The organism is Thermostichus lividus PCC 6715, assembly GCF_002754935.1.
Lineage (GTDB): Bacteria > Cyanobacteriota > Cyanobacteriia > Thermosynechococcales > Thermosynechococcaceae > Thermosynechococcus > Thermosynechococcus lividus.
The window spans coordinates 819,697-844,099 of the sequence record NZ_CP018092.1 but is presented as its reverse complement, the minus strand read 5'-3'; the positions used below and the strand labels follow the sequence as shown (position 1 = coordinate 844,099).

Sequence of the window (24,403 nt, the reverse complement as noted above, 5' to 3'; positions counted from 1 at the left end):
ACGTTTGGCACCTTGACAATGAGTAGTAACTGGGACAATTTTCGCAAAAACTTGGGGGAGTGGCACGGTTCCTTTACTGCCATTGCCCCTGATGGTACGGTGGGGGAATCTGTGCCGTCGATCCTCTCGTTAACGGAGGTGGCGGATGGGTCGCGGGTGCGCTTTCAACTGCAACGGTTTGCTAAGGGGTTGAATCAGCCAGCCACAAGTAACACGGTGCAGGAGTATGCCACTATTGGTCGCCAGAATGTTTTTTTTGAAACGGGGGCGTTTTCTAAGGGGTCGTTGCAGGTAGCGCCGTTCGCTGAGTTTGGGGCGGAGTATGGGTTTGTGGTGGGGGATCGGCGGCTGCGGTTTGTGCAGTTGTTTGATAAGGGGCAACGGCTACAGTCAATGACGTTGATTCGCGAGTTTCGTGCAGGTTCTGAGGCCACTGAGCGACCTCCTTTGCAGGTGACACATCTAGTGGGAAGGTGGCAGGGAACCGCTTATACGGTGTATGCGGACTGGCGATCGCCCACGGAATCACCAACAACCCTGACGGTGTGGCAAGAGGGAACAGTGCTCCACCAATCCCTTGAGTGGCAGGATCAGCATCTCGCGACCACAGCGACCCTTGAGGGGGCACGGTTGTTATTTACAGATACCCCTGTGCCCAAGCAACTGCTGCTGTTACCGGATGGTACTGCGAGTTTAACCCCACTGCAGGTCTCCTTTCGTGAGCCGTTTTTTGTCGAAGTCAGTTGGTTATGGAGCGATGATCAGCGCCAACGCCTTATCCGTCACTATGGCGATCGCGGCGAGTGGGTGAGTGCTACCCTCGTGGTCGAAACGCGCGTGAGCTATAGCTAGTCCCTGTGGCCACTGCTAACAGTGGCAGGAGCCAATCGCCAAAGCGAGTATAGAGGGTGACGCTCTGGCGGCGATAGATGGTTTCGGCATGAATGACAAAGCGATCGGGGTCTGAGAGCCAACGGGTGGTGCCTGTTGGGTCAATCACTGCAGAGAGTCCGGTATTGGTAGCGCGCACTAACCAGCGATCGCCCTCAACGGCACGCAGGACATCATGGGCATGGTGCTGTGCCATTAACTGCTGCCGGTAGGGATCATTGTTGGCCACACTGAGAATAAATTCTCCCCCTGTTTGCACCTGAGCGCGGCTGCGGTGGGAAAAGGCCGATTCAAAACAAATCAACACCACGGCATTGCCCCAAGGGGTTCTAAACACTTGGTCGGGGTTACCGGGAATGAGGCGCGATCGCAGCGTGGACAGACGCTGCACCACCCCCGATAACCAATCGGGAATATACTCCCCCAACAGGACTAAGTTCACTTTGTTGTAGCGGCTATAGACTTGGCCGTGCTGATCAAGGGTCAACAGTACCTGATAATGCCCGTCCGTCGTGGCCATAAACGTCCCCAGCCACAGGGGAACCCCGGCCTGTTGCACAGCGGTGCTCAGTCGATTTACCTGTTCGGGTTGCCAGAGAATCGGCAATGCCCCTTCCGGAGTCAGGACTGCCTCAACCCCAGTGGCCGCCAAGTCCTGATAACCGCGAGTATAGTCCTGCCAAGCGCGGCGAATTCCCTCAGGGGTTAATTTTTCTCGGGTGGGAATGTTCCCTTGAATGATACCCACGCGCAACCCCTCGCTGTGATCGGCGGGCACCGCCGCCGCCAGAGCAACGTTGAGCAATAGCGCACTTCCTAGGAACACCACGCCATAGCGCCAGTAACGACGGTGATACCGTAATGCTAAAACGATCAGGCCATTCACCGCTAACACCACCGCTGTGAGGGTGGTTGGCCCCGCCAAGCGGCTCAACTGCACTAATCCGTGGGGGCTTTGGCTGAGGGATACACTAATCCACCATAGGGGGGAATAGCTCCACAGGGCTTCTAGGCCACACCAGAGGGTCACCCCCGCCAAGAGTTCTGGCCAAAGGCCATGGCCACAGACATACCGTGCCATCAACGCTGCCCAGACGATACTAAGAGTGGCTCCCCAGAGGGTTAGAAACAGCCAAATGCCTCGGGAAATGAGCCAACTCGGCAGCGGATCAATGCCAATCCAGGTCAAGGGGTGCAGATCCCACACCCATACTAGGCTACTGCCGTAAAACCCTAGCCCCCACCAGAGGCCAGCGAGCACTGCCGGTAGCCCGGCTCGCTGCATCTGGCAGACCCACCACAGGGGGGCTACCGCGCCAAAGGCCAGCCATCCCCAACCTACGGGTGGCAGCGCCCACTGCATGACAGCACCGGCCAGCAGAAGTCCTAGAGGGTGTCTGAGCTTAGACAATACTCTGGCGCTTGCGCTGTTCCTTGGGGGAAGGAGCCACATGCCACTGCCCTGCCTTGATAAGTTCCCGTTCTAGTAAAGCAAAAAAGCGTTGGCGATCGCTGCTGCGCACTACCGCTAAATTGTGCGCCTCCGCCAACGCCACTGGGTAGCCGTGTCCCTTTTGAATTTGGGAGGCAGTCAGGCTGATGGCCTGCGCAAGCAGATCGGTCTCCTTGGCCACCCACTGCGGAACCTCTAGGCGCACCACTTCACTGCCTGCGTGGAGGTAGCAACAGTAAATAGCATGATCACCGTAGTGCTCCAAAATAGGGCTGTAACTGCGCCAAAGGGGGCTGTACTGCTGCGGTGCAAGCCGGGCGTGCCACAGGAGTGTGTCGCGCAAGGGGTCAAAGGTCTGGCAGGGTAGCCGCTCTCTCTGGTTGGTGCAATGCTCTGCACAATTCGGCTCAGGATAGGGGCATACCCCCAAGCGCAGAAAATTCAGGGTTTCATGGCTGCGCGAGGCACTGATATACCCCACTAAGGGAATCCGCCGCTCCCGTAGCTGTTGCCACGCCTCGAGAATGGGGGCTAAGAGGATGTCGCGGGCAGCAGGAGCGAGGGTGCTCCAATACCAAAAGATTAATGAGCCATCCACTAGGGCAAGGGTGGGGGTCTCAGGATCGGTGGCCAACTCAGCTAGCGCCAGCATTTCAGCTTGGGTGCGGCGGTAACGCAGCCAGTCTTCGGTGGTAATGCCCCACGATCGCGATCGCCCCAGCTCCGCAGGGTCATAGACCAACTGCGGCAGACTATTTAACTGTGGGCGGCGCTGAGAACCGTAGGTGATGGCAACTCGGCCAATATTAATCAGGTAACAGTAGGCAATTTCGTGGTGGCTGGGGGCAATTTGTGAACCATCGGCAGCAATAACACCGTAGGGAAGACTGGCTGGGGAGACGGTGTGCACAGTAGTGAGGGGTTCGCTGGGTTCCGCAACCGCAAAGGCGAGGTGCTCACGCCACGTGGCTAAGAGGTGTCGATAATGGTCGAGTTGCCCAGCCATCGCGGCAAAAATATCAAGGGCGTGTGCCTGTTTCTGTTGGCTGGCGATCGCCCCTTGGCGAATGACCTGACCCACCTGCCCCATTTGCATTGCCACTTTGGTGAGATCGAGCATAGCCTTATCTAAATTATGTATTTATGTATTGGGGCATTTATCATCGCAGCGTTTCAATGTTGCGCTCCCACTGCTGGCCATCAAACAGTTGAACTTGAAAGCGATCGCGCAGTTGATGAATATTGTCGAGGCAGTTGAGGTTGACATCAATATCCTCCGGATGCGATCGAGGATGGTGACACTCCCCGCCGTGGAACGGTTCTGTCAAGACTGATTCTGCCTACTGCCGTAGGCGCGGGAACCGTTCTGTATCCCCGTCGGGAACGAGCGAGGTTTTATCCGGTTCCCGAACCCTCCGGTTTCTATAAAGCTCCTTACTGTACTGTAGTCTAGCCATAGTTGCATGATGGTACTCAGCTCCCGGTGCTTCTCCTCCACAGATATTGTTGTCTCCCCGTTGTCCAGGGGTGCTAATCACTACTGCGGCAAATCTCAGTTAGGCTAGGAGTAGCCGGAAACATTCCCCAGTGGTTTATGAGTGAAACTCGTTTGCTGGAGGTGGCGCGCCAAGGTGATCCCCGTGCCATTAGCACGTTGTTAAACGCTGTGCTCTTACCTAAGCGGGTCAAGGCAGATGTCACCCGTCAAGGCTGCACACTAGCCGTTACGCTACATTCCGAGAAAATGCTCAATCAGGGTGCTGCGGTAACCTTGATCCGCACAGCCTTGGAAAAGCTGCACTTGCCGGATACTGATCAGGTGGTGATTGAGTCTAGGGTGCTGGGCGCACCGCTGTGGGATGCTGAGGTTATCCTGCGATCGCCAGCAGTGGCAACTGCCCAAAGCTTAGAACTACCATCCCAGACAATTGAGTTACCCGCTGCTAGCTCGTCTCCCCTGCCCCCTGTTGCCGATCCTTGGCAAAGTACACCGGACACACCCCCGCCCGCTGCATCTGAAGCTGCTGATGGATCAGCCTTAGAGATGGCACCATCTCCTCAAGATACTCCTGACGCGCCGACACTGATGGACTTGATTGCCGCCTTTGTTGAGTCCACAGCCCCAGATGAGCCGATCGCCCCCGTTAACGAACCTGAACCCCTACCCGAGCAAGCATCTAATGCTACCACAGCCCCCCTTGAACAGACCGCGACGATTGCTGGCGATCATGATCTTATCGCTGAAGTCGCTGAACCAGAGAGTGTAGATACCGTTGCCGTAGCGCCTGAAGCCACCGAGCCACAGGCGTCTGCCAGCGCCTATCCGCCCCTTGGGGATCCATGGTTGGAGGCTGACCCCAATCCCCTCCCTGAAGCTGCCAGCTCACCCGCGATCGCCCCTGAGACGCCCCCAGAACCAGATACCGGAGCGTCTGCAACCAATGACACTGCAAACTATACCATCCCCACCATTGAAAAGGTGCCTCGGGATGGTCAATCAAAAGTGGCAGGAATTGCCGGGATGGTCATGGGTTTGGGATTTTGTGCCACTGGTTTGGGCACAGTGATTGGCTTACCCATGGTTGTGGGGGGGATGTGGATGCTAGGCGATGAAGACGTATGGCGTGGCGAGTGTCCCCATTGTCAGCAAGCCTTGAAGGTGCCTGTGGGTAAGCTGTGGCGATTTAGTTGTCCCAATTGCCAAGGTCTCATTGAAATTAAGCATGGCCGCTTCTATGCCCGCGAGACTCCTACCCATCCCACGCATGAAAGCTAGGAATAGGAACTTTGCCCCCGTTGACGGCGAGCATCAAGGGCTTGGGCAATGAGGTCAAGGAGACCGGGGGCTTCTTCCTGAATTGTGAGCAGCAGTCGCTCCCCCATGGCTAAGTCTGTGTCAGACTCAGGGCTGGTTTCACTGTCTTGGACGATCTGCCGTAGGCGGGGCACGGTTGTATCCACAATTTCCACAAGGGCACCAAAGCAGCGGAAAAATTGCCGCTCTGTTAGGGTGCTGTCCTCAAGGGGAAATTCAATGATGGCACGAACTTCCCCATCACTGGGATCGTACTCCCACTGCAACATTTTTGTTTGCCACGAAATGCAGAGTAAGGTTTGCAAAATCGCGTCTTTGAAGCGGTGGTATTTAATTCCGGGTAATAAGTTAGGCGCATAGAGCTTAAAAAACTCGCCCTCTTCATCAAGTTCAATGATCACAATGAACCGCTCGAGATGATCGCCATTCACGCCAGTAATAATTTGATGATTTTTAGCATTTAGCTTGAAATTTAACTGGTGCCGACTTAGGTACTCGGCAAGTTGGCTGAGGGCGATCGCCATCGCTCTATGTACCTAAACCCTAGTCAAGGCACGGTGGTTAATCGTTGTGCCCAAGAGCGCTAGGAAGGCTGCCAGCCATTGAGGGTGGGCAGGCCATGCTGGAGCCGTCACTAAATTGCCATCCACCACCACCGCATCCACGGCAACTTCGGTATAGGTGCCCCCTGCCTTGGTAACCTCAGGGCCGCAGGCAGGATAGGCGGTACAGGTTTTGCCCTCAAGCACCCCAGCGGTGGCCAACAGTTGCAGCCCATGGCAAATAGCGGCAATGGGTTTTTGCGTGTGGCCAAAATGTTGAGTGATCTCAATCACCCGTGAATTGAGCCGCAGATATTCCGGGGCACGCCCCCCCGGAACCACTAACGCATCGTAGGTACTGGGGTCAACATCTGCAAACGTGGCATTGAGGGTAAAATTATGCCCCCGCTTTTCACTATAGGTTTGATCCCCTTCAAAATCGTGAACAGCTGTCCGGACGCTGTCCCCCGCAACTTTATTGGGACAGACAGCATGAACGGTATGGCCAACCATCTGTAGTGCTTGGAAAGGCACCATCACCTCATAGTCTTCGACATAATCACCCACAAGCATGAGAATCCGTTTGCCATCCATAGGAGCACTCCATTATGAATCTAGTTTGATCTTGGCATACTGCTAGAACACTTGCACTCGCGCGAGGCTCAAGCCCAGAGCACCAGACCCATCTCGTAGGGGTGACTGAGGTAGGCATGGCGAGGCAGTAATTGCAGTGCAATCCCCTGATAGCCACTACTCTCATAGCTCACTTGCGCTGTATAGATGCTACGACCGTCACTGGTGGTTCTCACCAAGGTCATCAAGGTTGGGCACGCCTCCTCCAGTAGCCCCGCTTCATTGACCCGTCCTTGAAAGAGCGTTACTTGCACATCCCTTGGTTCCAGCGCGCCAAGGGCAATCGCAGCTTTGACCTCAAGCACTTCGCCGACGGTGAGGGTGTGCTCCCGCGAGGTTTCTACCCCAAGAATTTGAATGGTGTACCAGTGCTCAAGCACTCGCTCCTTCCATTGCGCCAGTTCCTTGGCAGCCCCATAGTTGTTTTCCCGCAAGACAAAATGGCGATCGCTCGCTGCAAAGTATGCCCGATGGGCGTAGTCGCGCACCATCCGTGCCGTATTAAATTGCGGTGTATTTAATGAGAGGGCAGCCTTAATTTTTTGTACCCAGCGGCGGGGAATATCGTTTTCGTCGCGTTCGTAAAACAGGGGAATGACATCCCGCTCAAGGCGCTCGTAAAGGGCATTGGCTTCTACCTGATCTTGATAGTGGCGATCGCCGTAGTTTTCGCCGTGACCAATCGCCCATCCCGTCTTCACGTAATCAGCTTCATCCCACCAACCATCCAAAATACTGAGGTTCGGCAAGCCGTTCATCGCTGCCTTCATCCCACTGGTACCCGATGCCTCTTGAGGCCGCAGGGGGGTATTCAGCCACACATCACACCCAGCCACCATCATCTTGGCAACGTGCATATCGTAGTCTGGGACAAAGGCAATGTGGTGGTGCATCCCCTCTTGGCGGGTAAAGTGAATAATTTCTTGGATGAGTTCTTTGCCGGGGTTATCGTTGGGATGTGCTTTGCCGGCAATAACAAACTGAACAATCGGGCGGTGTTGCTTGCCACTACTTTTGATAGGCACTGACCCCAGTAAAATGCGCCGTAGCCGCTCTACATCTCGCAAAAACAGAGTCGCCCGCTTGTAGGTCGCAAAGCGACGGGCAAAGCCAATGGTCAAAGCCGTGGGATCCAGTGCCTCTGCTGCTTGCGCTAGCTCTGCTGCTGTGGCACTCCGGGACTGAAGCATCCGTTGCAGGCGCGATCGCACAAACATCACGAGTTGATAGCGGCAAATTTCATGAATCCGCCACAGTTCTTCATCGGGAATGCTATCCACCCGCTGCCAAAGGGCATCGGTGATGGCAGCTTCAGACCACTGTGGCCCGAGGTAAATATCGAGGAGGTACTGCAACGGTTCAGACACCCAACTGCGGGCATGAACCCCATTGGTAATGGAGGTAATTGGTACTTCTGTGGGGGGTAAATTGGGCCATAGCCCTTGAAACATTTGCCGCGATACCTCGCCGTGCAAGGCACTCACCCCATTGACAAAGCTGGCGGTATGAATGGCCAAATTCGCCATACTAAATGGCTCCTGAAACGCGCCCGGATTCATGCGCCCAAGGGACAGAAACTCTTGCTGAGAGAGGTTAAAGGCTTCGATGTAGTGCCCAACGTAGTAGGTAATTTTATCGGCGGGAAACAGGTCAATGCCGGCGGGAACAGGGGTATGGGTCGTAAACACCTGACTCGCCTGCACCACCTGTAGTGCTTCATCGTAACTCAGGTGCGCTTCACTCATGAGTTGGCGAATGCGTTCAAGGGAGAGAAACGCCGAGTGCCCTTCATTCATGTGATAGACAGTGGGTCGCAGGTCTAAGGCCTGCAATAGCTTTACCCCCCCAATCCCCAGTAACATTTCTTGGTGAATTCGCAGATCCACATCGCCGCCGTAGAGGTAGTCGGTAATGTCTTGGTCGTAGGCACTATTAACGGGAATATTCGTATCCAGCAAATAGAGGGGCACTCGCCCTACCTGAAGCCTCCAGACTCGGGCGTGGACATCCCGATTCGGGTAGGGCACAACAATACGGATTTCAGCCCCGCTGGGATGGGTAACGAGGGTTAAGGGCAGGTTGTAAAAGTCGTTGATGGGGTAACGCTCTTGTTGCCACCCCTCTGCACTCAGGTACTGCGAAAAATACCCTTTTTGGTACAGTAGCCCCACCCCCACAAGGGGTAAGCCTAAGTCACTGGCAGACTTGAGGTGATCTCCCGCCAGCACCCCCAAGCCACCGGAGTAGATGGGCAGGCATTCACTCAGGCCAAATTCAAGGGAAAAATAGGCAATACACTCTTTGGTTGTTGTGCCGCGCACCCGTTGATACCACGTTTGTTCAGGATGGCAGTACTCCTGAAATTGCGCCAAGGCGCGTTCCATTTGGGCTAAAAACCCGTTATCTGCTGCTGCTTCTAGTAAGCGGTCTTGGCGAATCTGGCCTAGTAACCGCACCGGATTATGGTTGGTCTGCTCCCATAGCTGAGGGTCGAGGCGGCGGAACAGGGCGATCGCCTCGGTATTCCACGTCCAGTAGAGGTTATAGGCTAGGCTGCGCAGTTGTTCCAGTCGTTCGGGTAAGCAGGGGCTGACATTAAACGTGCGGATGGGCTTCATGGCCGTTGCTAAATCAGTTGACCTTTGACCTTATTGTCCGAACTGCTGGGGGTGCGCCTTGGGTTCCTTAACAAATTTCGCGGAATTGCCATAAACAAAGAACCGCTAACGTTTTGTGGTTCTCTAGGCTAAAATCAGGTTACATTCTGTGAAGAATCTGGCAAATCGTGCCCTAAGGTTGATGTAAGCCTATGTTTTTAACTGAGTTAACCCCCCTTGTCAAAGAATTAAGCCAGAGACCCGTTGCCTTTATGGGTGGCTTTGTTTCGGGGTTGTTGGGGCTAAGTCTTGATCAGCAGCCGGTGAGTGACTGGCTCAAGCAGTACGGCGACTATCAGCCCCCCAGCCCGCCCCCACCGCCGGACTTCAAAAATATCCGCATCGATTAGGTGCGTTATCCTTTATGGCCAGACTCTCTGCGGATTTAGAGCAAGCCTTTTTAATGGGTGCTGATTCACCTGTCACCGGTGCCGTTCTTACCCAGCAGCAGGTAACCCTTGCCGATATTTTGCAGCTCGCGGGGGAGCGCACCTTTGGTTTTTTACTGGTGGTGTTATCGTTACCGTCGGCATTGCCCATTCCTGCTCCCGGTTATTCCACCCCTTTTGGCATTGTTCTGCTCATCTTGGGGGTGCAGCTCATGCTAGGGGCGACCGCCCCATGGCTGCCACCGAGGCTGTTAGCGCGAACGATGCCCCGCAGCCATGCCCAAAACATCCTTCGCCGTGCGCTGCCGTGGTTGCGGCGAATTGAGTTGATCTCGCGACCGCGCCTGCGCCTCATCTGCACAAGCCGTGGCGGTCGGCTGCTCTTGGGGGCTGCTGTTTCCCTGATGGCCATCTCGATGATTTTACCGATTCCGGGCACCAACACGTTGCCAGCGATGGGTATCTTCATTACTGGGTTTGGTTTACTGGATGACGATGGCCTGATTAGCTTGGCAGGGCTGGTGGTGTGCCTGATGGGTCTGGCGGTGACAACCTCTATTCTGGTGGCGCTGATGTGGGGCGGTAGCAGCTTATTGGATCTACTTAAAGGGGCAATCTAGAGCCTACAGCATCCAGTTCCGGCAACCGCAGGCTGGCCTGTTTACTCTGCAATACTACGTAAAAGCCCCCTAACCCCAACGGATCAATGAGATGGTGCAAGGATTGATGGCGGCTGAGCGCTTGACGGAGGTTACCGTTGGTGTGCTGCTGTGCCATGAGACGGTTCCCCAGCCCCAATGCCATTAAAAACAGGCTTTGGCGGGTTATGTACAGGGGGTGCAGGCCAAACTGCTCACCATAACGCTCTAACGCAGTGATATCCACATGAGCGGTGATGTCCTGCGTGCCGACAAAGCGGTAGGGGTTATCGTGGTAACGGTGCTGGTAGTAACACTGCAAGGTACCCTCACAGCGGGCGGGATGGTAGTACTGGTGGGCAGGATAGCCGTAGTCAATGGTGAGGACAAACCCTCGCTGAAGGCACTGGCTCACCTGCTTCAGCCATGGAATGAGCTGCAGATTGACTTCGGTTCGATAACCGTCGCTATAGTGCTGCTGCTGCGGGTCAATCCCCACGGTGGCAAAGTACTGGTGAATCTGGTCATCCTTGAGGGGGTGCAGCACGTCCTGAAACTGCCCCTGGGCGTTTAGGGTGACATACAGTTCCTGCCACTGAGTCCCTTGCCATTGCAGGCGGTGGACGGGGAAGGCATCCACCAGTTCGTTGCTGAATATACAGCCAATGAAGGGATCTGGCACGGTATCAGGGCTGAGCCAGCGGAGGCGATCGCCCCAGGGCTGCAACCATTGCCGTTGCCGCTGTTGCAGGGTTGGTGACTGCTCCTGAATGGCGTAGTCAAGGGCAGCAAAAAAATCAGGATGCATCTGTTGGCTGTAGGTCAAAACAGCGGCGGCAAACTGCCCGTCCCCTGCGCCCATTTCTAGGAGAGTAAAAGGGGTAGGCTGCCCCAAGGCCTGCCACATGAGCACAAAGGCGTCGGTCAGTAGTTCCCCAAAGTCAACGGTGATCGTGCTAGCTGTGGTAAAGTCGCCGCGCCGACCAATGGTGATCTGGGGGCGGTTATAGTAGCCCCACTGGGGGTCGTACAGTGCCAAGGCCATAAACTCGGCAAAGGGGATGGCACCGACTGCATCAATGCGTGCGGTGATTCGCTCTAGCAGTTGTGGACAGCCGCGATCGCTCATTAATCATCCACTCCGGCAATGGGGGCAAACCCTTGGCGTTGGACGTTCTCTGTGATCACCCGTGGCTCGAGAAACTGCAACAGGTAATCACGTCCACCGGCTTTTGAGCCGATGCCCGACAGCTTAAAGCCGCCAAAGGGATGGCGATCGACAATTGCGCCGGTGATACCGCGATTGATGTAGAGGTTTCCCACCGCAAACTGGTCTTTTGCCGCTTGGATGTGGGAGGGGGTGCGCGAATACAGCCCCCCTGTCAGGGCATAGGCGGTTGTGTTGGCAATCTCCAGGGCTTGATCAAAGGTTTCGGCACGCAGTACCGCTAAAACGGGGCCAAAAATTTCCTCTTGGGCGATCGTGGCGGTAGGGGGAACGTTGGTAAAGATCGTGGGAGGCACAAAATACCCCTCCTCTGGTACGGTGCCACTGAAGGCAAGGTCTGCCTCCTGTTGACCTTTGACAATATACTCCTGAATGCGATCGCGAGCCGCAGCAGTGATGACTGGCCCCACACGGGTACTAGGCCAATGGGCTGACCCCGCATTCAAGGATTTGGTGGCTTCAATCAGGCGTTGCACAAAGGGCTGGTAAATGGCTTCAAGGACAATCACCCGCGAGCAGGCGGAGCATTTCTGGCCGCTATAGCCAAAGGCGGAGTGCACGACCCCCGCTACGGCTTGATCTAGGTCAGCACTTTCGTCAACAATAATGGCGTTTTTGCCCCCCATTTCGGCAATGACGCGCTTAATATGGGTTTGCCCCCGCTGCAACCGCGCCGCCTCCGCAATAATGCGGCAGCCCACCTCCTGAGACCCCGTAAAGGCAATCAGATGCACGTCAGGGTGCTGAGTGAGGTAGGGGCCAACAACAGCACCGCGACCGGGTAAAAACTGAAACACGCCCGCAGGGAATCCAGCAGCAATAAGGATCTCCGCTAATTTAGCCGCAACAACAGCTGCGGGATCTGCGGGTTTGAGGATCGTACAGTTGCCTGTCACCAGCGCGGCCACTGTCATCCCAGTGGGGATGGCTAAGGGAAAATTCCACGGTGAAATCACTACGGCAATCCCCCGCCCTTGATAGTGGTAATGATTGGTTTCTCCCGGAAAGTTACGATCGTAGCCACCGCTGAGGCGCTCCATTTCATCGGCATAGTAGCGACAAAAATCCACGGCTTCCGAGACTTCGGCATCGCCTTCTGCGACGACTTTACCCACTTCGTAGCACATCCAGGCCACCAACTCATGGCGTTGGGCTTCCAGTAAGTCTGCTGCGCGCCGTAAGATGGCGGCTCGCTCGCTCACGGGTGTGTGCTGCCACTGCTTTTGAGCCGCTTTGGCGGCACGGATGGCGTGTTCAGCATCTTCAATGGTGGCTACGCCCACACGACCAACAATTTCCTGGGGGTGGGAGGGATTGCGGGAGTCGCTGTACTCTAGGGTATTCACCCGCTCACCCCCAATGATGGGGGAATAGGTTTGGCCAAGTTGGCGGTGGACATTGTCTAGGGCTGCTTCAATGCGATGGCGCAAGGAAGCTACGGCATAGTCAGTATTAGCAGCATTGACAAAGGTTGAAGTCTTGCCGGTGTGCACATAGACGTTGGTGGCGCTGAAGTCGGCGGTGGGAAGCGGGGGTGCTAATAGATCCTCGATCTCGGTGGTTGCCAACTGCTGCCGCAGGAAGGAGCTGTTGGCGGTGTTTTCTAGCAGGCGGCGGATTAGGTAGGCCATGCCAGGAATGAGATCGCCGTAGGGACAATACACCCGCACGGTTTGTCCGGCCTCCACCAAGGCTCTCGCGAGTTTATCGGCCATCCCGTAGAGGACTTGGCACTCCATGGCACTGGCGGGTAGGTGATGGTGCTGGGCAATGGCGATCGCCCGCGCTTGGGAGCGCACATTGTGACTAGCCACGGCAGTTCGCACCACGATGTAGTGGCTGAGTAGGTACTCTAGCACGCGCTCGTAGTTGGCATCGGTATCAACCTTGTGCTGATAGACGGGTAGCGGCCACTGGTGTTGTACCGCCTTAATCAGTTCCTGATCCCAGTAGGCTCCCTTGACCAGCCGCACAGTGACGGGGGTGCCGCGCTGTTGTGCCCAGCGAACGAGGTCTTGAGCATCGTTGTAACTATCCCGCAGGTAGGCTTGTAGCGTGATCCCCACATCGGCGCGATCGCGAAACTCTGGCTCCAGCAAAATATCTTTGAGAATGGCCAAGGTAATGTCTTTGTAGGCATACTGCTCCATGTCAAAATGAACCCCCACCCCCAATTCCTTGGCGCGGTGGAGCAGTCGGCGGATAGGTTCCCCCACCTTGGCGCGGCAGCCTTGGACATCTAGGGGATCAAACTGGGAGTAAAAGGCGGTCAGCTTCACGGAGACCTGTACCGGATTGGTGCCTTCCTTGCTCGCCAACGGACTCAACTGGGTCATTAGGTCTAGGTAGCGATCGCAGTAGGCGGCGGCCTCCGATTCGGTAATCACGGCTTCCCCCAGAATATCCATGGTTACTGCCATTCCCTGTTTGCGGAGGCGGCCAATGGTCTTGAGAACCTGTTCCGTGTTTTCACCGGCAATGTACTTGTGGGCAAGGGCTTGCACGGCGGTGGTGAAGGTTGTGGCTGCCGCTTGGGCAGGCAGGGAGTCCGGTTGAGCAAAGTTCAACAGTTTTTTCAGCCCTTCTGGCAGTTCGACACTGGGATCACTGAGGTATTCTTGTAAATGCCGCGCCACCTCGGCTTTGCTCTTGAGGCTAGGGAGGCAGTCAATAAGGCGAAAGAGTTGTACCCGCAATCTAGGATGCTCCATGGCCCAGCCTAGGAGCTTGTCTTCGATGCGCATCTGATCGCGCAGTTGGCTAAAAAAGTTGCGGGACTCGTGGCTGGCGCTGAGGAGTTGGCGAGCGATCGCGCTCGTGGATGCTTCGTAAATACTCAAGGGTGCAATACCGTCGTAGTAGTGAGGAAAGGTACTTCTATTTTCCCATGGAGATAGGGGTGGCAAACGACTTCCAAACATTTGCTGTGAATCAATAGGGGCTAGGAGTGAATCAGTTTTCAAGCGTTGCGCCACTTGCAGCGATCGCCACAACCGCCCAAGGGGTTGCTCAGCTAGAGCGCCTGCGGCATGCGGGTGTTGCCTTAGACCTGTGGCTACCCATCCACCTGCCGATTGAGGTTGCTACAGCCCAGCGGTATCAGGGATCGCTGGCAACCCATCTGGCAGCAGTGTGGTCACAGTATCGCGGCTGGGTTTTTGCCTTGGCCTGTGGGGCGGTGGTGCGCTTGATTGCGCCCCTGTTAACAGATAAGTACACGGATCCTGCGGTCTGGGTGCTTTCAGAAGATGGCCAGTGGCTCATTAGTTTAGTGGGTGGCCATGCTGCCGCGGGCGATCGCCTTTGTCAGGTGCTAGCGGCTCAAATAGGTGCCACCCCCATCCTGACGGGGGCAAGCCACTGCCAACACTACTTTGCGGTGGACTGTTGGGGGCAAGCCTTCGGCTGGCAGCGAGGCTCGGGAGATTGGCATGGGGTTGCTGCTCGCCAAGCCCGGCAGGAGGTTCTCAGGGTGTTCCAAACCTGCGGTAGTGACCTGTGGCGCACCGGAGTGTCCCCCCAGCAACCCATCGAGTGGCTGAGTGCCCCACCCACCGATGAGGGGGTTTGGATCACCGAAAAGGCGGTATGCCCCACCGCTGGCGTGGTCTGGCATCCACGGGTACTGTGGCTAGGACTTGGCTGTGAGCGCGGTACACCTGAAAGCGTCATTGCAGCAGCCATTGAACATACCCTCAGTGAAGCGGGGTTAGCCTTAGGGGCGATCGCCGGCATCGCCAGTATCGATCGCAAAGCGGACGAAGTGGGGTTATGTGCCCTCGCCCAACGCCAAAATTGGCCGACCCGCTGGTTTAGGGCAGAGCAATTAGAGCAGGTGGCGGTTCCGACTCCCTCCGCCATTGTGGCCGCCGAGATGGGCACCCCTAGTGTGGCGGAGGCAGCAGCGCTGTTGGCAAGTCAGGGGGGGGCGTTAATTGTCCCGAAGCACATCTATCGCCAGCCGGCACAAAAGGGAGCAGTGACCGTGGCGGTAGCGCAGAGCCAACGGGAATATATTCCCCGTAGGGGGGCGATCGCCCTAATTGGTACCGGCCCAGGAGCACTCGAGCAACTCACCACCGCAGCACGCGCAGCACTTTTAGCCGCAGAGGTGTGGATTGGCTATGAGTTGTACTTACAACTACTGGCACCATTGCGGCAACCCGGCCAGATGGTACTGCCTTACCCGATTACCCAAGAGCGCGATCGCGCCCAACACGCCATTGAACTTGCGGCATGGGGGTTGCGCGTGGCCGTGGTCTCATCGGGAGACTGCGGCATTTATGGCATGGCGGGCTTGGTGCTGGAGTTAATGGCCGATGCAAATATCGCCGATATTGCTGTGGAGGTGTTGCCGGGGGTGAGTGCGGTGAATGCGGCAGCGGCACGGCTAGGCGCTCCCCTAATGCACGATTTTTGTACCATTAGCCTCAGCGATCGCCTCACCCCATGGCCAGTGATTGAACAACGCCTAGAAGCTGCAGCCAACGCTGACTTTGTAACCGCTCTGTATAATCCTCGCTCTCGCGATCGCCAAGAGCAACTGATCATCGCTCAGCAAATTTTTCAGCGTTATCGCTCCCCCAACACCCCAGTGGCCATTGTCCGTGGGGCTTACCGTGCCGATGAACAGATTACCCTAACCACCCTAGGCACATTCCAACCCGAGCAGGTGGATATGTTCAGCCTGGTCTTAATTGGCAATGCCAGTACTCGTCGTTACCACGACTGGCTCATTACCCCCCGAGGGTACCTAGAGAACTCCCAATTGGGTCAACAGCCCAAAGCAGAGGCCATTGACAATACTCAGGGCAATCGATCCAATAGAGCGCTCCAAAATCCGTTGCGCAGGGTAAAGCCATCCACAAAGGCAGCGGCAAGGGCAAAAATAGCGGCATTAATAATCAGGGCAAACAAACCAAGGGACAAAAAGATAAACGGGAAGGAGAGGAACTTCAGCACGGCCCCAATGTGGCATTGAGAACCCCAAAAACAATGGCAGACCACAGCGCGGTACTAAACTTATCAATTTCTACGCCTAGGAACGAGAGGCGCGAGACAATAAATAAACTAATACTGGTTACAACCCACGTAATAATCAGACCCCAGATCATAACTCCTCCAATTCGCTTATTTTGTTTTAATCCATGCCGCTGACTGCCCTAAATGACAACAAACAAAAATGGCATGAGAGGAATACCAAACGTACTGCTAAACCAATAGCTCAGCAAACTTAGGGCAATTGTCAGCAGCAGCGATAAACACAAAGAGACAAGCAAGTGGGAGGCCAACTGCTGTAAATTTTGCCAAAACGGATCAAGGGTAATATCTAGGGAATGTCCATTAGGCGTAACAAGCACTGGCGACTGGTACATCAAACTTACCTCCCATCACAGTTGCCTCTATTTTAAGTCCTAGGGCGATCGCCCCCACCGCAATTTTGGGACAGCGGGTCTGCTACACTGCCATAGCACTACTGAGCGATTGTACCTCCTGTAGTGCGTCCTTTGCAGACTCATAGCGATCGCTGAAGTTAAATTTCACCATTTTGTTGAGTATCGCCGCAAACGCATCGCTCACCGTCACACAGGACTGCCAATCCACCTCACCTGTTCGGGGATCTCGAGGTAGATCTCGGGGTTTAATGCCGGTCAGCGCTTGCAACACAATCATCCCCACGGCATAAATATCACTGCTGAGGGTGGGTTGTCCTGAGAGTTGCTCTGGGGGTGCGTAGCCCATCGTACCAATGACGACGGTGCTTCCTTGGGTTTTCTGAATTTCTTGAGGCTGCATTTGCTTCACTGCGCCAAAGTCAATTAGCACCAAACGGCCATCGGCAGCACGACGAATTATATTGTCGGGTTTAATATCGCGGTGAATCACATAATGGCTATGGACAAAACTCAACACCTCTAGCATTTCTCGCAGCAGTTTAAGCGCCTCAGCTTCGCTGTGCTTTTGTTTGACTTCCTCACTGAGGGAGCGACCCTCAATAAATTCTTGGACGAGATAAAATTCTTGATTTTCTTCGACGTAGGCCAACAGCAAAGGAATTTGGTCATGGCGACCCAACTTTTCGAGGATTTCCGCTTCCGTATTAAATAATCGCCGTGCCACCTGCATAAAACGTTCATCATTGCGGCCAGGGCGCAGGTGCTTGACAACGCAAATGGGGTTGCCGGGACGCTGGGTATCCTGAGCCAAATAGGTACGGCCAAACCCACCAGCCCCCAAGACTCTTTGGATTTTGTAGCGTCCTCCTAAGAGTGAGCGGGGCTTGCCCGTAATTTCCGTGGGTTGTTGCAGGGCTTGATTCAGGGCAGCCGTGTTTTCCGCCATCAAGGAGCGCATCAGCGCCAGCGCCTTTTCCTGCTCTTTAACTTTTTCCTGAAACGATTTTTGCTCCTGCTGGGCGTGATACCCTACGTAGCCCACCATCCCCACACTGCTGAGCATCAGGGCAATGAGTGGCGGCACCACCGGAATCCAGCCATTACCAACAACAAAAATCGCAAAACTCCCCCCCACCAAAGCGAGACCACCGCCTGCCACCGCCGCTGCTAGCCACAGCGGTTGACGCAACCACCACCCCAACACACTGCCAACCCCCGCCCACAGAATAATCCAACCCAACACAAAGGGCAAAGGCCAGTACCAGATGGGTGCGTCGTCATCCAGAGCCGCGCTGAGAAACTGACTCACCATCTGCGCATGAACCACGACCCCGGGCATTTGCTGGGTGACGGCATCGCTGCCGCTGTAGGGGGTCAGGAATATATCCTTGATACTGGGGGCAGACACCCCAATTAAAACAACGCGATCCCGAATCAAATCATCGCTCACCCGGCCGGTCAGCACATCCATTAATGAGACGGTGCGACTGACATTACTGCCGGAGCGATACTTTAGCAGGGTTTGCATACCCCGATCATCCACCCCAACATACCCCCCCGCATCCCGGGTGAGGGGTGCAAAGTGGACATTGTTCAGGGTGAGGCCGTCATTGTTTAGATCAATTTTTTGATCCGGTTCTTGCTCGATGTAGCGCAGTGCCAGCATCAGGGCAAAGGAGAAGGGGGTTGTACACCGCTGGGCATTTTCATTATTGATGACAAACAGGTTGCGCCGGATCACGCCATCATTGTCGAGGGGAATATCGGCAAACCCTACCCGCTCAGGCACCTGATCCGTGGGAATACTGGGGGGTGGGGGAACTTCTGGTTGATCGGCGGTTTCGCCAGCGGATTTGCAGACGGGGATAATGCGTGGGTTGAGGCTGAGAATCTTACGAATTTGGTCGTGACCGGGTGGTTGGGGAATATCCCGAAAAATATCCAAGCCAATAGCTCGCGGGCTAGCGGCATTCAGGCGGGTTAATAGATCGGTAATGGTGGCATCCGGTAGCGGCCATGTTTTTTGGGCTTGGATATCCTGCTCTGTGATTAGCACCGTGAGAATGCGCGGATCCGGATCTGGGGCTGGGCGCGATCGCACGTAGAGATCGTAGAAATTCAGTTCTGTTTGTTGCAGCAGTCCCAACTGTCGCACCCCAATCACAAGGGCAGCAACACCGAATGTTGTGACAAGGGCTGGCAGGGGCAGCCACTTGGGCCATGAACGGGTCACACCAACTATCCCAACGCGATGGATTAGACTGATTCTAGCGAAGTGCTGGTGGCGGCGGTGTCTGTGGTTGCAGCAACGTAACAATTGCAGCCCTGTTGTTTGGCTGCGTAAAGATGGCGATCGGCAAGGTTGACCAAGGTGTCTGGCTTGGTCGTCGTGCTGGGAATTAACGTGGCGAGGCCTAAGCTGACAGTGACAGTGGCTTAGATGGCCGATCGCTGGTGGGGAATAGCCAAGATTTGCATCAACGCTTGAGGTCAGATGCCAGGAGCCAGAATTGAACTGGCGACACGAGGATTTTCAGTCCTCTGCTCTACCAACTGAGCTATCCCGGCTGAAAAGTGCTTTATGATTATAGCAACCATGACTAAGCTATGACAAGCCTGAATAGTAATAATTTTCCGAAAAGAACTAGCTAAGGTGCTCTTGCTAAAATTGACATCCTCCTTTTGCTCAAAGGATGGTCTGAATTTGATACGCATAGATGCAGTCTATTGAGTACCCCAAACCCCTTTGCTAGACTGGGGGTGTAATCGCCCTCCTAAACGTGGGTTGAATGTGTGTTGTCGGCTCACGGGCACGCTTTCTCTTCTTTTATTGTTTTGAGCGCTCGGCTTTCAGCCCCTTACTGAGCCACCGTCTTGATTTTTCTTGGTTTCCTCCTAGTGCCCCATGGATGCTGACCTTGCGTTTAACTTACCGGATCAGAAACTTCTGGAGACCTTGACCCCCCAGCAACTGGTGGCCATTATTTTTCGACAACAGCAGATCATTGCCCATCTCCGTCACGCGGTATCTCAACTGCCCCACGGGCCAGAGCTGATCCATCCTGAAATACCCCCCCCCACAGAACCCCACTTGGCTCTGGTGACGGATGAAACAATGTGCTATTTTCCGTTGACTGGTGGGACGTGCTGGACGATTGGCCGTAGTGAAGAGAATGCCATTGTTCTTGCCGATCGCTGGATGTCGCGTACCCACGCCATGATTCAACGGATGGGGCAGGGGGAGTTTTATTTAATTGACCTAGGCAGCCGTAACGGCACATTTGTCAATGGCCGCCGGGTGAGTATTCCAATGCCGCTGCATAATGGCGATCGCATCACCTTTGGCCAAACAGAACTGGATTTTTTTAATGAGCCGCTGCCGCCGCTGTTTAGTGATAGTGCCATCCTGAGCTTACCGCAGCCAGAAGGCTCGGCTACAGCACTCCTACACGTCCGGCGACTGTTGACCGTGTTGGTGGTCGATATTCGCGATTTTACCCAATTAACGCGGCAGCTCAATGAAGAACTGCTCTCAGAAGTCATTGGCACATGGTTTCACCGAGCAGGGGAAATCATTCGTCAGTACGGTAGTTGGGTCGATAAATACATTGGTGATGCGGTGATGGCTGTTTGGATTCATGAAAGTGAGGAAATTGGCTATCGCGAAATTTGCTATACCCTGTCTGCCCTTGAAGACCTACGATCAATGACAGGGGAGTTGCATCAGCAGTATCCCCTACCTGCCCCCCTACGGATAGGGGCGGGGCTGAATACAGGCTATGCCATGGTGGGCAATACTGGCAGTGGCGATCGCCCCGACTACACCGCCTTAGGCGATACCGTAAACGCTGCCTTTCGGCTTGAGAGTGCCACCAAAACCATCCAAGCCGATATTGCCATGGGAGCCACCACCTACCATTACCTCGTGGGAGGATGCCCTGCGGCTGTACCCTTCCGTCCCCAAGTTCTGAGCCTCAAAGGCTATGAAACACCAGTGCCTGCCTACATTGGCACCTTTGCTGATTTACACAGCTTCTTAGAAAAAGCTCTAAAAAGTAGTGACACTCTTCACTAGCGCGGACATCCTCAGCGTGAATGGCTGATGCTACTGGAAGGCTTGCCGCAATTGATAATATTGTTGACTCTCTGCCCAGTCCAAGATTTCGCGGGCGCGTAACACCGGTAAGGGGTGCGTGAGTTGGCTGGCTTGTAACTCCTTGAACAGGGTGTGCCAGCCTTGATCGGCGCTATCGTACTGCTGCGCTTGGGCAATAAAGGCATCCAAGTTGAGGCGATCGCTCCACTGGGGAGAGCCGCCACACAATTTCATCAGCACAGAGGCCACAACACGCGCATCTTGAGTGACCAGCAAAGCCGCGCGATCGCAGCTGAGTTCTGCACAGCGCAGCCATTGAAACAGTTGGGTTTGGAGCCCCTGCGCCAAGAGTAGTCCCCAAGGCGAGAGTTGACTGGTCGCTAAAAGTAAAAGGTTGGCAATGGTTAGGTAAACTCCATGCTCACACTTTAAGTGCCCCAGTTCGTGGGCGAGCACAGCTTGTAGCTCTGCTGGTGTCAAGAGTTCGACTAACGCAGTATGGAGCACCACAAACGGTTGTTTGCCGCGCATGGCAAAGGTGTAGGCATTGGGGATGCTGTGCTGCTTTAGGTATAGATGCGGCGGGTCAATATCTAAACAGCGGCAGGCCTCGGTGTGCAATGCATAGAGGTCTGGAAGCTGCTGCTCGCTGATGCGGAGGCTGCTACCAATGTTTTCGAGGTAAAATGCTTGCTCGGCAAGGGAGCCAAGGATCGTGCGCACCAGCACATCTAGGCCCGGAAGGTGCTTGAGGGCAGCGGTGGCTTGGCGATCGCGAGGGTGGCGAAACTGATCGGCGGTTAGCCCCCGGTAAGCTGCAGCAGGCATAAAATGGTAACGTTAGCTATGGTTTGCCCTAGGCTTCTATTGTAAACTGAGTAGCGGTTTCTTCATAAAAGGTAACACCTCAGCTATGGGACTTTTTGACGGTCTATTTCGCGGTGGCAAAAAGGCACCCGCCGACCCCAAGCCCACCAAGGAATTTTTCTTGGATCCCGATGAAGCAAAGACCTACGGCAACATTGAGTACATGCGTACAGCCAAGCCAGTCAAAAAAACCTTTCCCGCAACGGGGGGCAGCACCGAAGAGGTGGAAGTTGTTGAATTGGTATCATCCTTAGAAAAGGTGGACGTAGCTGCCCAGAACAAGGGCACCCCAGAGCCGAGCGTTACCGATGTATCTGCTCCGGCAGCAGAGGAACAAGAACGCCGTCGCACTGATCCTAGCCTTGATCTGTTCCGCGCCATGGCGAAGGACTTACGTCGCGGCTAACGCTACATTCAAATCATCCTGTTCTAGGTGGGGGAAGGCAGCGGCTTGACCCCCCTTTTTTGACTCGTTTTGCGCCTCTATAGCCTATATAGAATGTAGTGCACCTACAACACATTTCATGGATATTCAACTCATTCAACTACTGGTTAACGGTTTGGCGGTGGGGAGTATTATTGCCCTCGCAGCGGTGGGACTCACCCTCACCTTTGGGATTTTACGGCTGCCGAACTTTGCCCACGGCGATTTTATGACGGCAGGTGCCTACCTAACCTTGGTTGCCAATTTAATGGGGTTAGACATTTGGCTATCGATGCTGGTTGGTGCGTTGGGCACAGCAGGGCTGATGCTGATGAGTGAAAAACTGCTCTGGTCGCCGATGCGCGATCGCCGCACCACTTCAACCACGCTGATCATTATGTCCATTGGTCTGTCGTTTTTCCTGCGCAATGCAGTGATCCTCATCTGGGGGAGCGAAAACCAAACCTATCGCTTACCGGTGATGCCTGCTCTTGATATTTTTGGCATCAAAATTATTTACTCGAAAATTATTGTCATGATCTTGGCGGTTGTGGCCATGGCTGGGGTGCATTTTTTACTGCAGCGCACGAAAGTCGGGAAGGCTATGCGGGCAGTGGCGGATGATCTCGACTTAGCCCGGGTCTCTGGGATTGATGTGGAGTGGGTGGTGCTGTGCACATGGCTGTTGGCAGGAACGCTGACGGGGGTTGCCGGGGGGCTGTACGGCTTAATTACGGCGGTACGTCCGACGATGGGCTGGTTTTTGATTTTGCCCCTGTTTGCCAGCGTGATTTTGGGGGGGATTGGCAACCCCTACGGGGCGATCGCCGGTGCCCTGATCATTGGGGTGGCGCAGGAGATGAGTACCCTCGTTATTCCGGCAGAGTATAAATTAGCGGTGGCGATGGTGATGATGATGGCTGTCCTATTAGTGCGCCCCCAAGGACTCTTTCGCGGCACGCTCTGATAGGCTAGGGGTGACCCTCTAGGGAGATGAGTTCTGATTACTGGCCTTTACGATCTTGCGGATCTGGTGCGGGAGATTGAGGCAGCGCCGGAGGACTGGCGACCCCTCGTTTTTACCAATGGCTGTTTTGATTTACTCCATGCCGGTCATGTTCGTTACCTCAAGGCAGCGCGGGCACTGGGGCGGCGGTTAGTGGTTGGCCTCAACAGCGATCGCTCGGTGGCTGCCTTAAAACCAAACCGACCAATTATTGCCGAACAACAGCGGGCAGAGGTACTGGCTGGTTTACGATCAGTAGATGCAGTGGTCGTGTTTGGCGATCGCACCGCCATTCCTCTGATTGAAGTGCTCCAGCCGGAGATCTACGTCAAGGGGGGAGACTATGAACTGGAGACCCTACCGGAAGCTGAAACGGTGCTCCGCTATGGCGGCCGCATTGAGTTAATCATGGTGGAAGTACCCAGTTCAACAACGGCGATTGTACAGCGCATTCTACAGTTGCAAGGGGAGGACTCAAGGGGGGCATGGTAGCCACGAATACAGCCTTAGCCAATTTACGCACACAGTTGTACAGCGGCAACGAGAAGCAACAGCTCGCCGCTTTGAACACTTTAAGTACCGTTGGTGTTGAGGGCTACCCATTGCTGCAAGAATTTTTACAAGCCAGCACAACCCTAGACCCCGTCCCCCCGCTTTGGATTCGTGGTCAAACCTATCGCCTGCTGGTGCAGGCAGAGGATGCAGGTGTCAAAGCGTTTTTAAGTCAGCACTATCCTGCGGGAGTGCTGCCCCTCCTGTCAGAGCGGCAGATAGATTATCGTCCGCTAGCCGAGCGACTGGTGCACCTAGAGTTTGAAGCCGCCGATCGCCTCACTAGCCAAACCCTATGCGTACTCGCGGGGGCAGCAGCACAAAAGCGTGGTTGGCTGTACTTTACAGAAGTAGAGCAACTGCCCGTCACCGACTTGCAAACTATTGATCAGTTATGGCTGGCCTTTTCCTTGGGGCGGTTTGGCTATTCCGTGCAGCGGCAACTCTGGCTGGGCTGTGGTCAAAACTGGGATCGGCTTTGGGAAAAAATTGGCTGGCGTAATGGCAAAAAGTGGCCGCGCTACCCCAGCGAATTTATCTGGGACTTGAGTGCCCCCCGCGGACACTTACCCCTGACGAATCAACTGCGAGGGGTACAGCTTATTAATGCTCTCCTGAATCACCCCGCATGGCAGTACTCCCCTTGAGGTTTGGGGGGAGCTTGGTGGCCTGCGTTTTACCCCCTAGCAGGAGGATGTCACATCGGGTAGGGCTGGAAGCCCCGTACTCCAGTGCGGGGAGGAAAGCTTCTTTAGCAACTTCAGTTGCCTTGGGTTATAATTGTAGTGCGGACACCAGAAACGGTTGTTCAAGGCA

At 54.9% G+C, this 24,403-nt stretch carries 20 protein-coding genes, 1 tRNA gene and 3 pseudogenes; 10 read left to right on the top strand and 14 right to left on the bottom strand.

Annotated features, from left to right (window positions below; genetic code table 11):
* Positions 1-18 precede the first annotated feature (18 nt).
* Positions 19-852: a DUF3598 family protein gene (locus BRW62_RS04235; protein ID WP_099798418.1), complete on the top strand. Its 834-nt coding sequence runs from the start codon at positions 19-21 to the stop codon at positions 850-852.
* Here BRW62_RS04235 and lnt read toward each other — a convergent pair.
* The 3 genes from lnt to BRW62_RS13035 are packed head-to-tail and all read right to left on the bottom strand — an operon-like array spanning position 815 to position 3,672.
* Positions 815-2,254, bottom strand: coding sequence for an apolipoprotein N-acyltransferase (lnt, locus tag BRW62_RS04230; protein ID WP_198406151.1), 1,440 nt, complete (start codon positions 2,252-2,254; stop codon positions 815-817). The genes BRW62_RS04235 and lnt overlap by 38 nt on opposite strands.
* Positions 2,255-2,294: 40 nt before the next feature.
* Positions 2,295-3,464 (bottom strand): DNA double-strand break repair nuclease NurA, encoded by a 1,170-nt coding sequence (locus BRW62_RS04225; protein WP_099798416.1) that lies wholly within the window; start codon positions 3,462-3,464, stop codon positions 2,295-2,297.
* A gap of 40 nt (positions 3,465-3,504) precedes the next feature.
* Positions 3,505-3,672, bottom strand: a complete 168-nt coding sequence (locus BRW62_RS13035; protein ID WP_157768326.1) for a hypothetical protein — start codon at positions 3,670-3,672, stop codon at positions 3,505-3,507.
* Positions 3,673-3,938: 266 nt separating this feature from the next.
* On the opposite strand from BRW62_RS13035, the gene BRW62_RS04220 reads away from it, so the two are divergent.
* On the top strand, positions 3,939-5,120 hold the full coding sequence (locus BRW62_RS04220) for a hypothetical protein (RefSeq protein WP_099798415.1): 1,182 nt from the start codon (positions 3,939-3,941) through the stop codon (positions 5,118-5,120).
* Here BRW62_RS04220 and BRW62_RS04215 read toward each other — a convergent pair.
* The 3 genes from BRW62_RS04215 to glgP all read right to left on the bottom strand — a co-directional run bounded on the left by BRW62_RS04215 (position 5,117) and on the right by glgP (position 8,952).
* Entirely contained in the window at positions 5,117-5,683 is a 567-nt protein-coding gene (locus BRW62_RS04215) for a hypothetical protein (protein WP_099798414.1), read from the bottom strand. The genes BRW62_RS04220 and BRW62_RS04215 overlap by 4 nt on opposite strands.
* 12 nt (positions 5,684-5,695) lie before the next feature.
* The gene (locus BRW62_RS04210; RefSeq protein ID WP_099798413.1) at positions 5,696-6,295 is read right to left on the bottom strand and encodes a DJ-1/PfpI family protein; all 600 of its coding nucleotides are present in this window, start codon (positions 6,293-6,295) and stop codon (positions 5,696-5,698) included.
* Between the two features lie 68 nt (positions 6,296-6,363).
* Positions 6,364-8,952: an alpha-glucan family phosphorylase gene (glgP, locus tag BRW62_RS04205; RefSeq protein ID WP_099798412.1), complete on the bottom strand. Its 2,589-nt coding sequence runs from the start codon at positions 8,950-8,952 to the stop codon at positions 6,364-6,366.
* A gap of 191 nt (positions 8,953-9,143) precedes the next feature.
* Between glgP and BRW62_RS04200 the strand changes: the two genes are divergently transcribed.
* Both BRW62_RS04200 and BRW62_RS04195 read left to right on the top strand, forming a co-directional pair.
* Complete coding sequence (locus BRW62_RS04200; RefSeq protein ID WP_099798411.1) at positions 9,144-9,341, top strand: hypothetical protein; 198 nt, start codon at positions 9,144-9,146, stop codon at positions 9,339-9,341.
* 14 nt (positions 9,342-9,355) lie between these two features.
* Positions 9,356-10,000: an exopolysaccharide biosynthesis protein gene (locus tag BRW62_RS04195; RefSeq protein WP_099798410.1), complete on the top strand. Its 645-nt coding sequence runs from the start codon at positions 9,356-9,358 to the stop codon at positions 9,998-10,000.
* Here the strand turns inward: BRW62_RS04195 and BRW62_RS04190 are convergent.
* Together BRW62_RS04190 and pruA are read right to left on the bottom strand one after the other, a co-directional pair.
* The gene (locus BRW62_RS04190; protein WP_099798409.1) at positions 9,984-11,147 is read right to left on the bottom strand and encodes a class I SAM-dependent methyltransferase; all 1,164 of its coding nucleotides are present in this window, start codon (positions 11,145-11,147) and stop codon (positions 9,984-9,986) included. The genes BRW62_RS04195 and BRW62_RS04190 overlap by 17 nt on opposite strands.
* Entirely contained in the window at positions 11,147-14,167 is a 3,021-nt protein-coding gene (gene pruA, locus BRW62_RS04185) for an L-glutamate gamma-semialdehyde dehydrogenase (protein WP_099799824.1), read from the bottom strand. Before pruA ends, BRW62_RS04190 begins: the two co-directional genes overlap by 1 nt.
* Positions 14,168-14,193: 26 nt before the next feature.
* On the opposite strand from pruA, the pseudogene cobJ reads away from it, so the two are divergent.
* A pseudogene (cobJ, locus tag BRW62_RS04180) lies at positions 14,194-15,987 on the top strand (precorrin-3B C(17)-methyltransferase); the annotation flags it as partial.
* Between the two features lie 65 nt (positions 15,988-16,052).
* Here cobJ and BRW62_RS15085 read toward each other — a convergent pair.
* The 5 genes and pseudogenes from BRW62_RS15085 to BRW62_RS04160 all read right to left on the bottom strand — a co-directional run bounded on the left by BRW62_RS15085 (position 16,053) and on the right by BRW62_RS04160 (position 19,210).
* Positions 16,053-16,360, bottom strand: a pseudogene (locus tag BRW62_RS15085) (phage holin family protein).
* 48 nt (positions 16,361-16,408) lie between these two features.
* Positions 16,409-16,621, bottom strand: coding sequence for a hypothetical protein (locus BRW62_RS04170; RefSeq protein WP_099798406.1), 213 nt, complete (start codon positions 16,619-16,621; stop codon positions 16,409-16,411).
* Between the two features lie 82 nt (positions 16,622-16,703).
* A complete protein-coding gene (locus BRW62_RS04165) occupies positions 16,704-18,875 on the bottom strand; it encodes a CHASE2 domain-containing protein (protein WP_227517564.1) in 2,172 nt (723 codons plus the stop codon).
* 23 nt (positions 18,876-18,898) lie between these two features.
* Positions 18,899-19,063 (bottom strand): annotated as a pseudogene (locus BRW62_RS15080) (hypothetical protein); the annotation flags it as partial.
* Between the two features lie 74 nt (positions 19,064-19,137).
* A tRNA-Phe gene (locus BRW62_RS04160) sits at positions 19,138-19,210 on the bottom strand.
* Positions 19,211-19,547: 337 nt separating this feature from the next.
* On the opposite strand from BRW62_RS04160, the gene BRW62_RS04155 reads away from it, so the two are divergent.
* Positions 19,548-20,717 carry an adenylate/guanylate cyclase domain-containing protein gene (locus BRW62_RS04155; protein ID WP_099798405.1) on the top strand — a complete coding sequence of 390 codons (1,170 nt, stop codon included), beginning with the start codon at positions 19,548-19,550 and terminating at the stop codon, positions 20,715-20,717.
* A 30-nt stretch (positions 20,718-20,747) separates the two neighbouring features.
* Here the strand turns inward: BRW62_RS04155 and BRW62_RS04150 are convergent, their stop codons facing one another.
* On the bottom strand, positions 20,748-21,566 hold the full coding sequence (locus tag BRW62_RS04150; RefSeq protein WP_099798404.1) for a M48 family metallopeptidase: 819 nt from the start codon (positions 21,564-21,566) through the stop codon (positions 20,748-20,750).
* An 85-nt stretch (positions 21,567-21,651) separates the two neighbouring features.
* Between BRW62_RS04150 and BRW62_RS04145 the strand changes: the two genes are divergently transcribed.
* The 4 genes from BRW62_RS04145 to BRW62_RS04130 all read left to right on the top strand — a co-directional run bounded on the left by BRW62_RS04145 (position 21,652) and on the right by BRW62_RS04130 (position 24,234).
* On the top strand, positions 21,652-22,011 hold the full coding sequence (locus BRW62_RS04145) for a hypothetical protein (RefSeq protein ID WP_099798403.1): 360 nt from the start codon (positions 21,652-21,654) through the stop codon (positions 22,009-22,011).
* 118 nt (positions 22,012-22,129) lie between these two features.
* The gene (locus tag BRW62_RS04140) at positions 22,130-22,996 is read left to right on the top strand and encodes a branched-chain amino acid ABC transporter permease (protein ID WP_099798402.1); all 867 of its coding nucleotides are present in this window, start codon (positions 22,130-22,132) and stop codon (positions 22,994-22,996) included.
* A 66-nt stretch (positions 22,997-23,062) separates the two neighbouring features.
* Positions 23,063-23,527 (top strand): D-glycero-beta-D-manno-heptose 1-phosphate adenylyltransferase, encoded by a 465-nt coding sequence (rfaE2, locus tag BRW62_RS04135; protein ID WP_227517563.1) that lies wholly within the window; start codon positions 23,063-23,065, stop codon positions 23,525-23,527.
* The gene (locus BRW62_RS04130) at positions 23,521-24,234 is read left to right on the top strand and encodes a GUN4 domain-containing protein (protein ID WP_099798400.1); all 714 of its coding nucleotides are present in this window, start codon (positions 23,521-23,523) and stop codon (positions 24,232-24,234) included. The genes rfaE2 and BRW62_RS04130 overlap by 7 nt, the downstream gene beginning before the upstream one ends.
* Positions 24,235-24,403 lie beyond the last annotated feature (169 nt).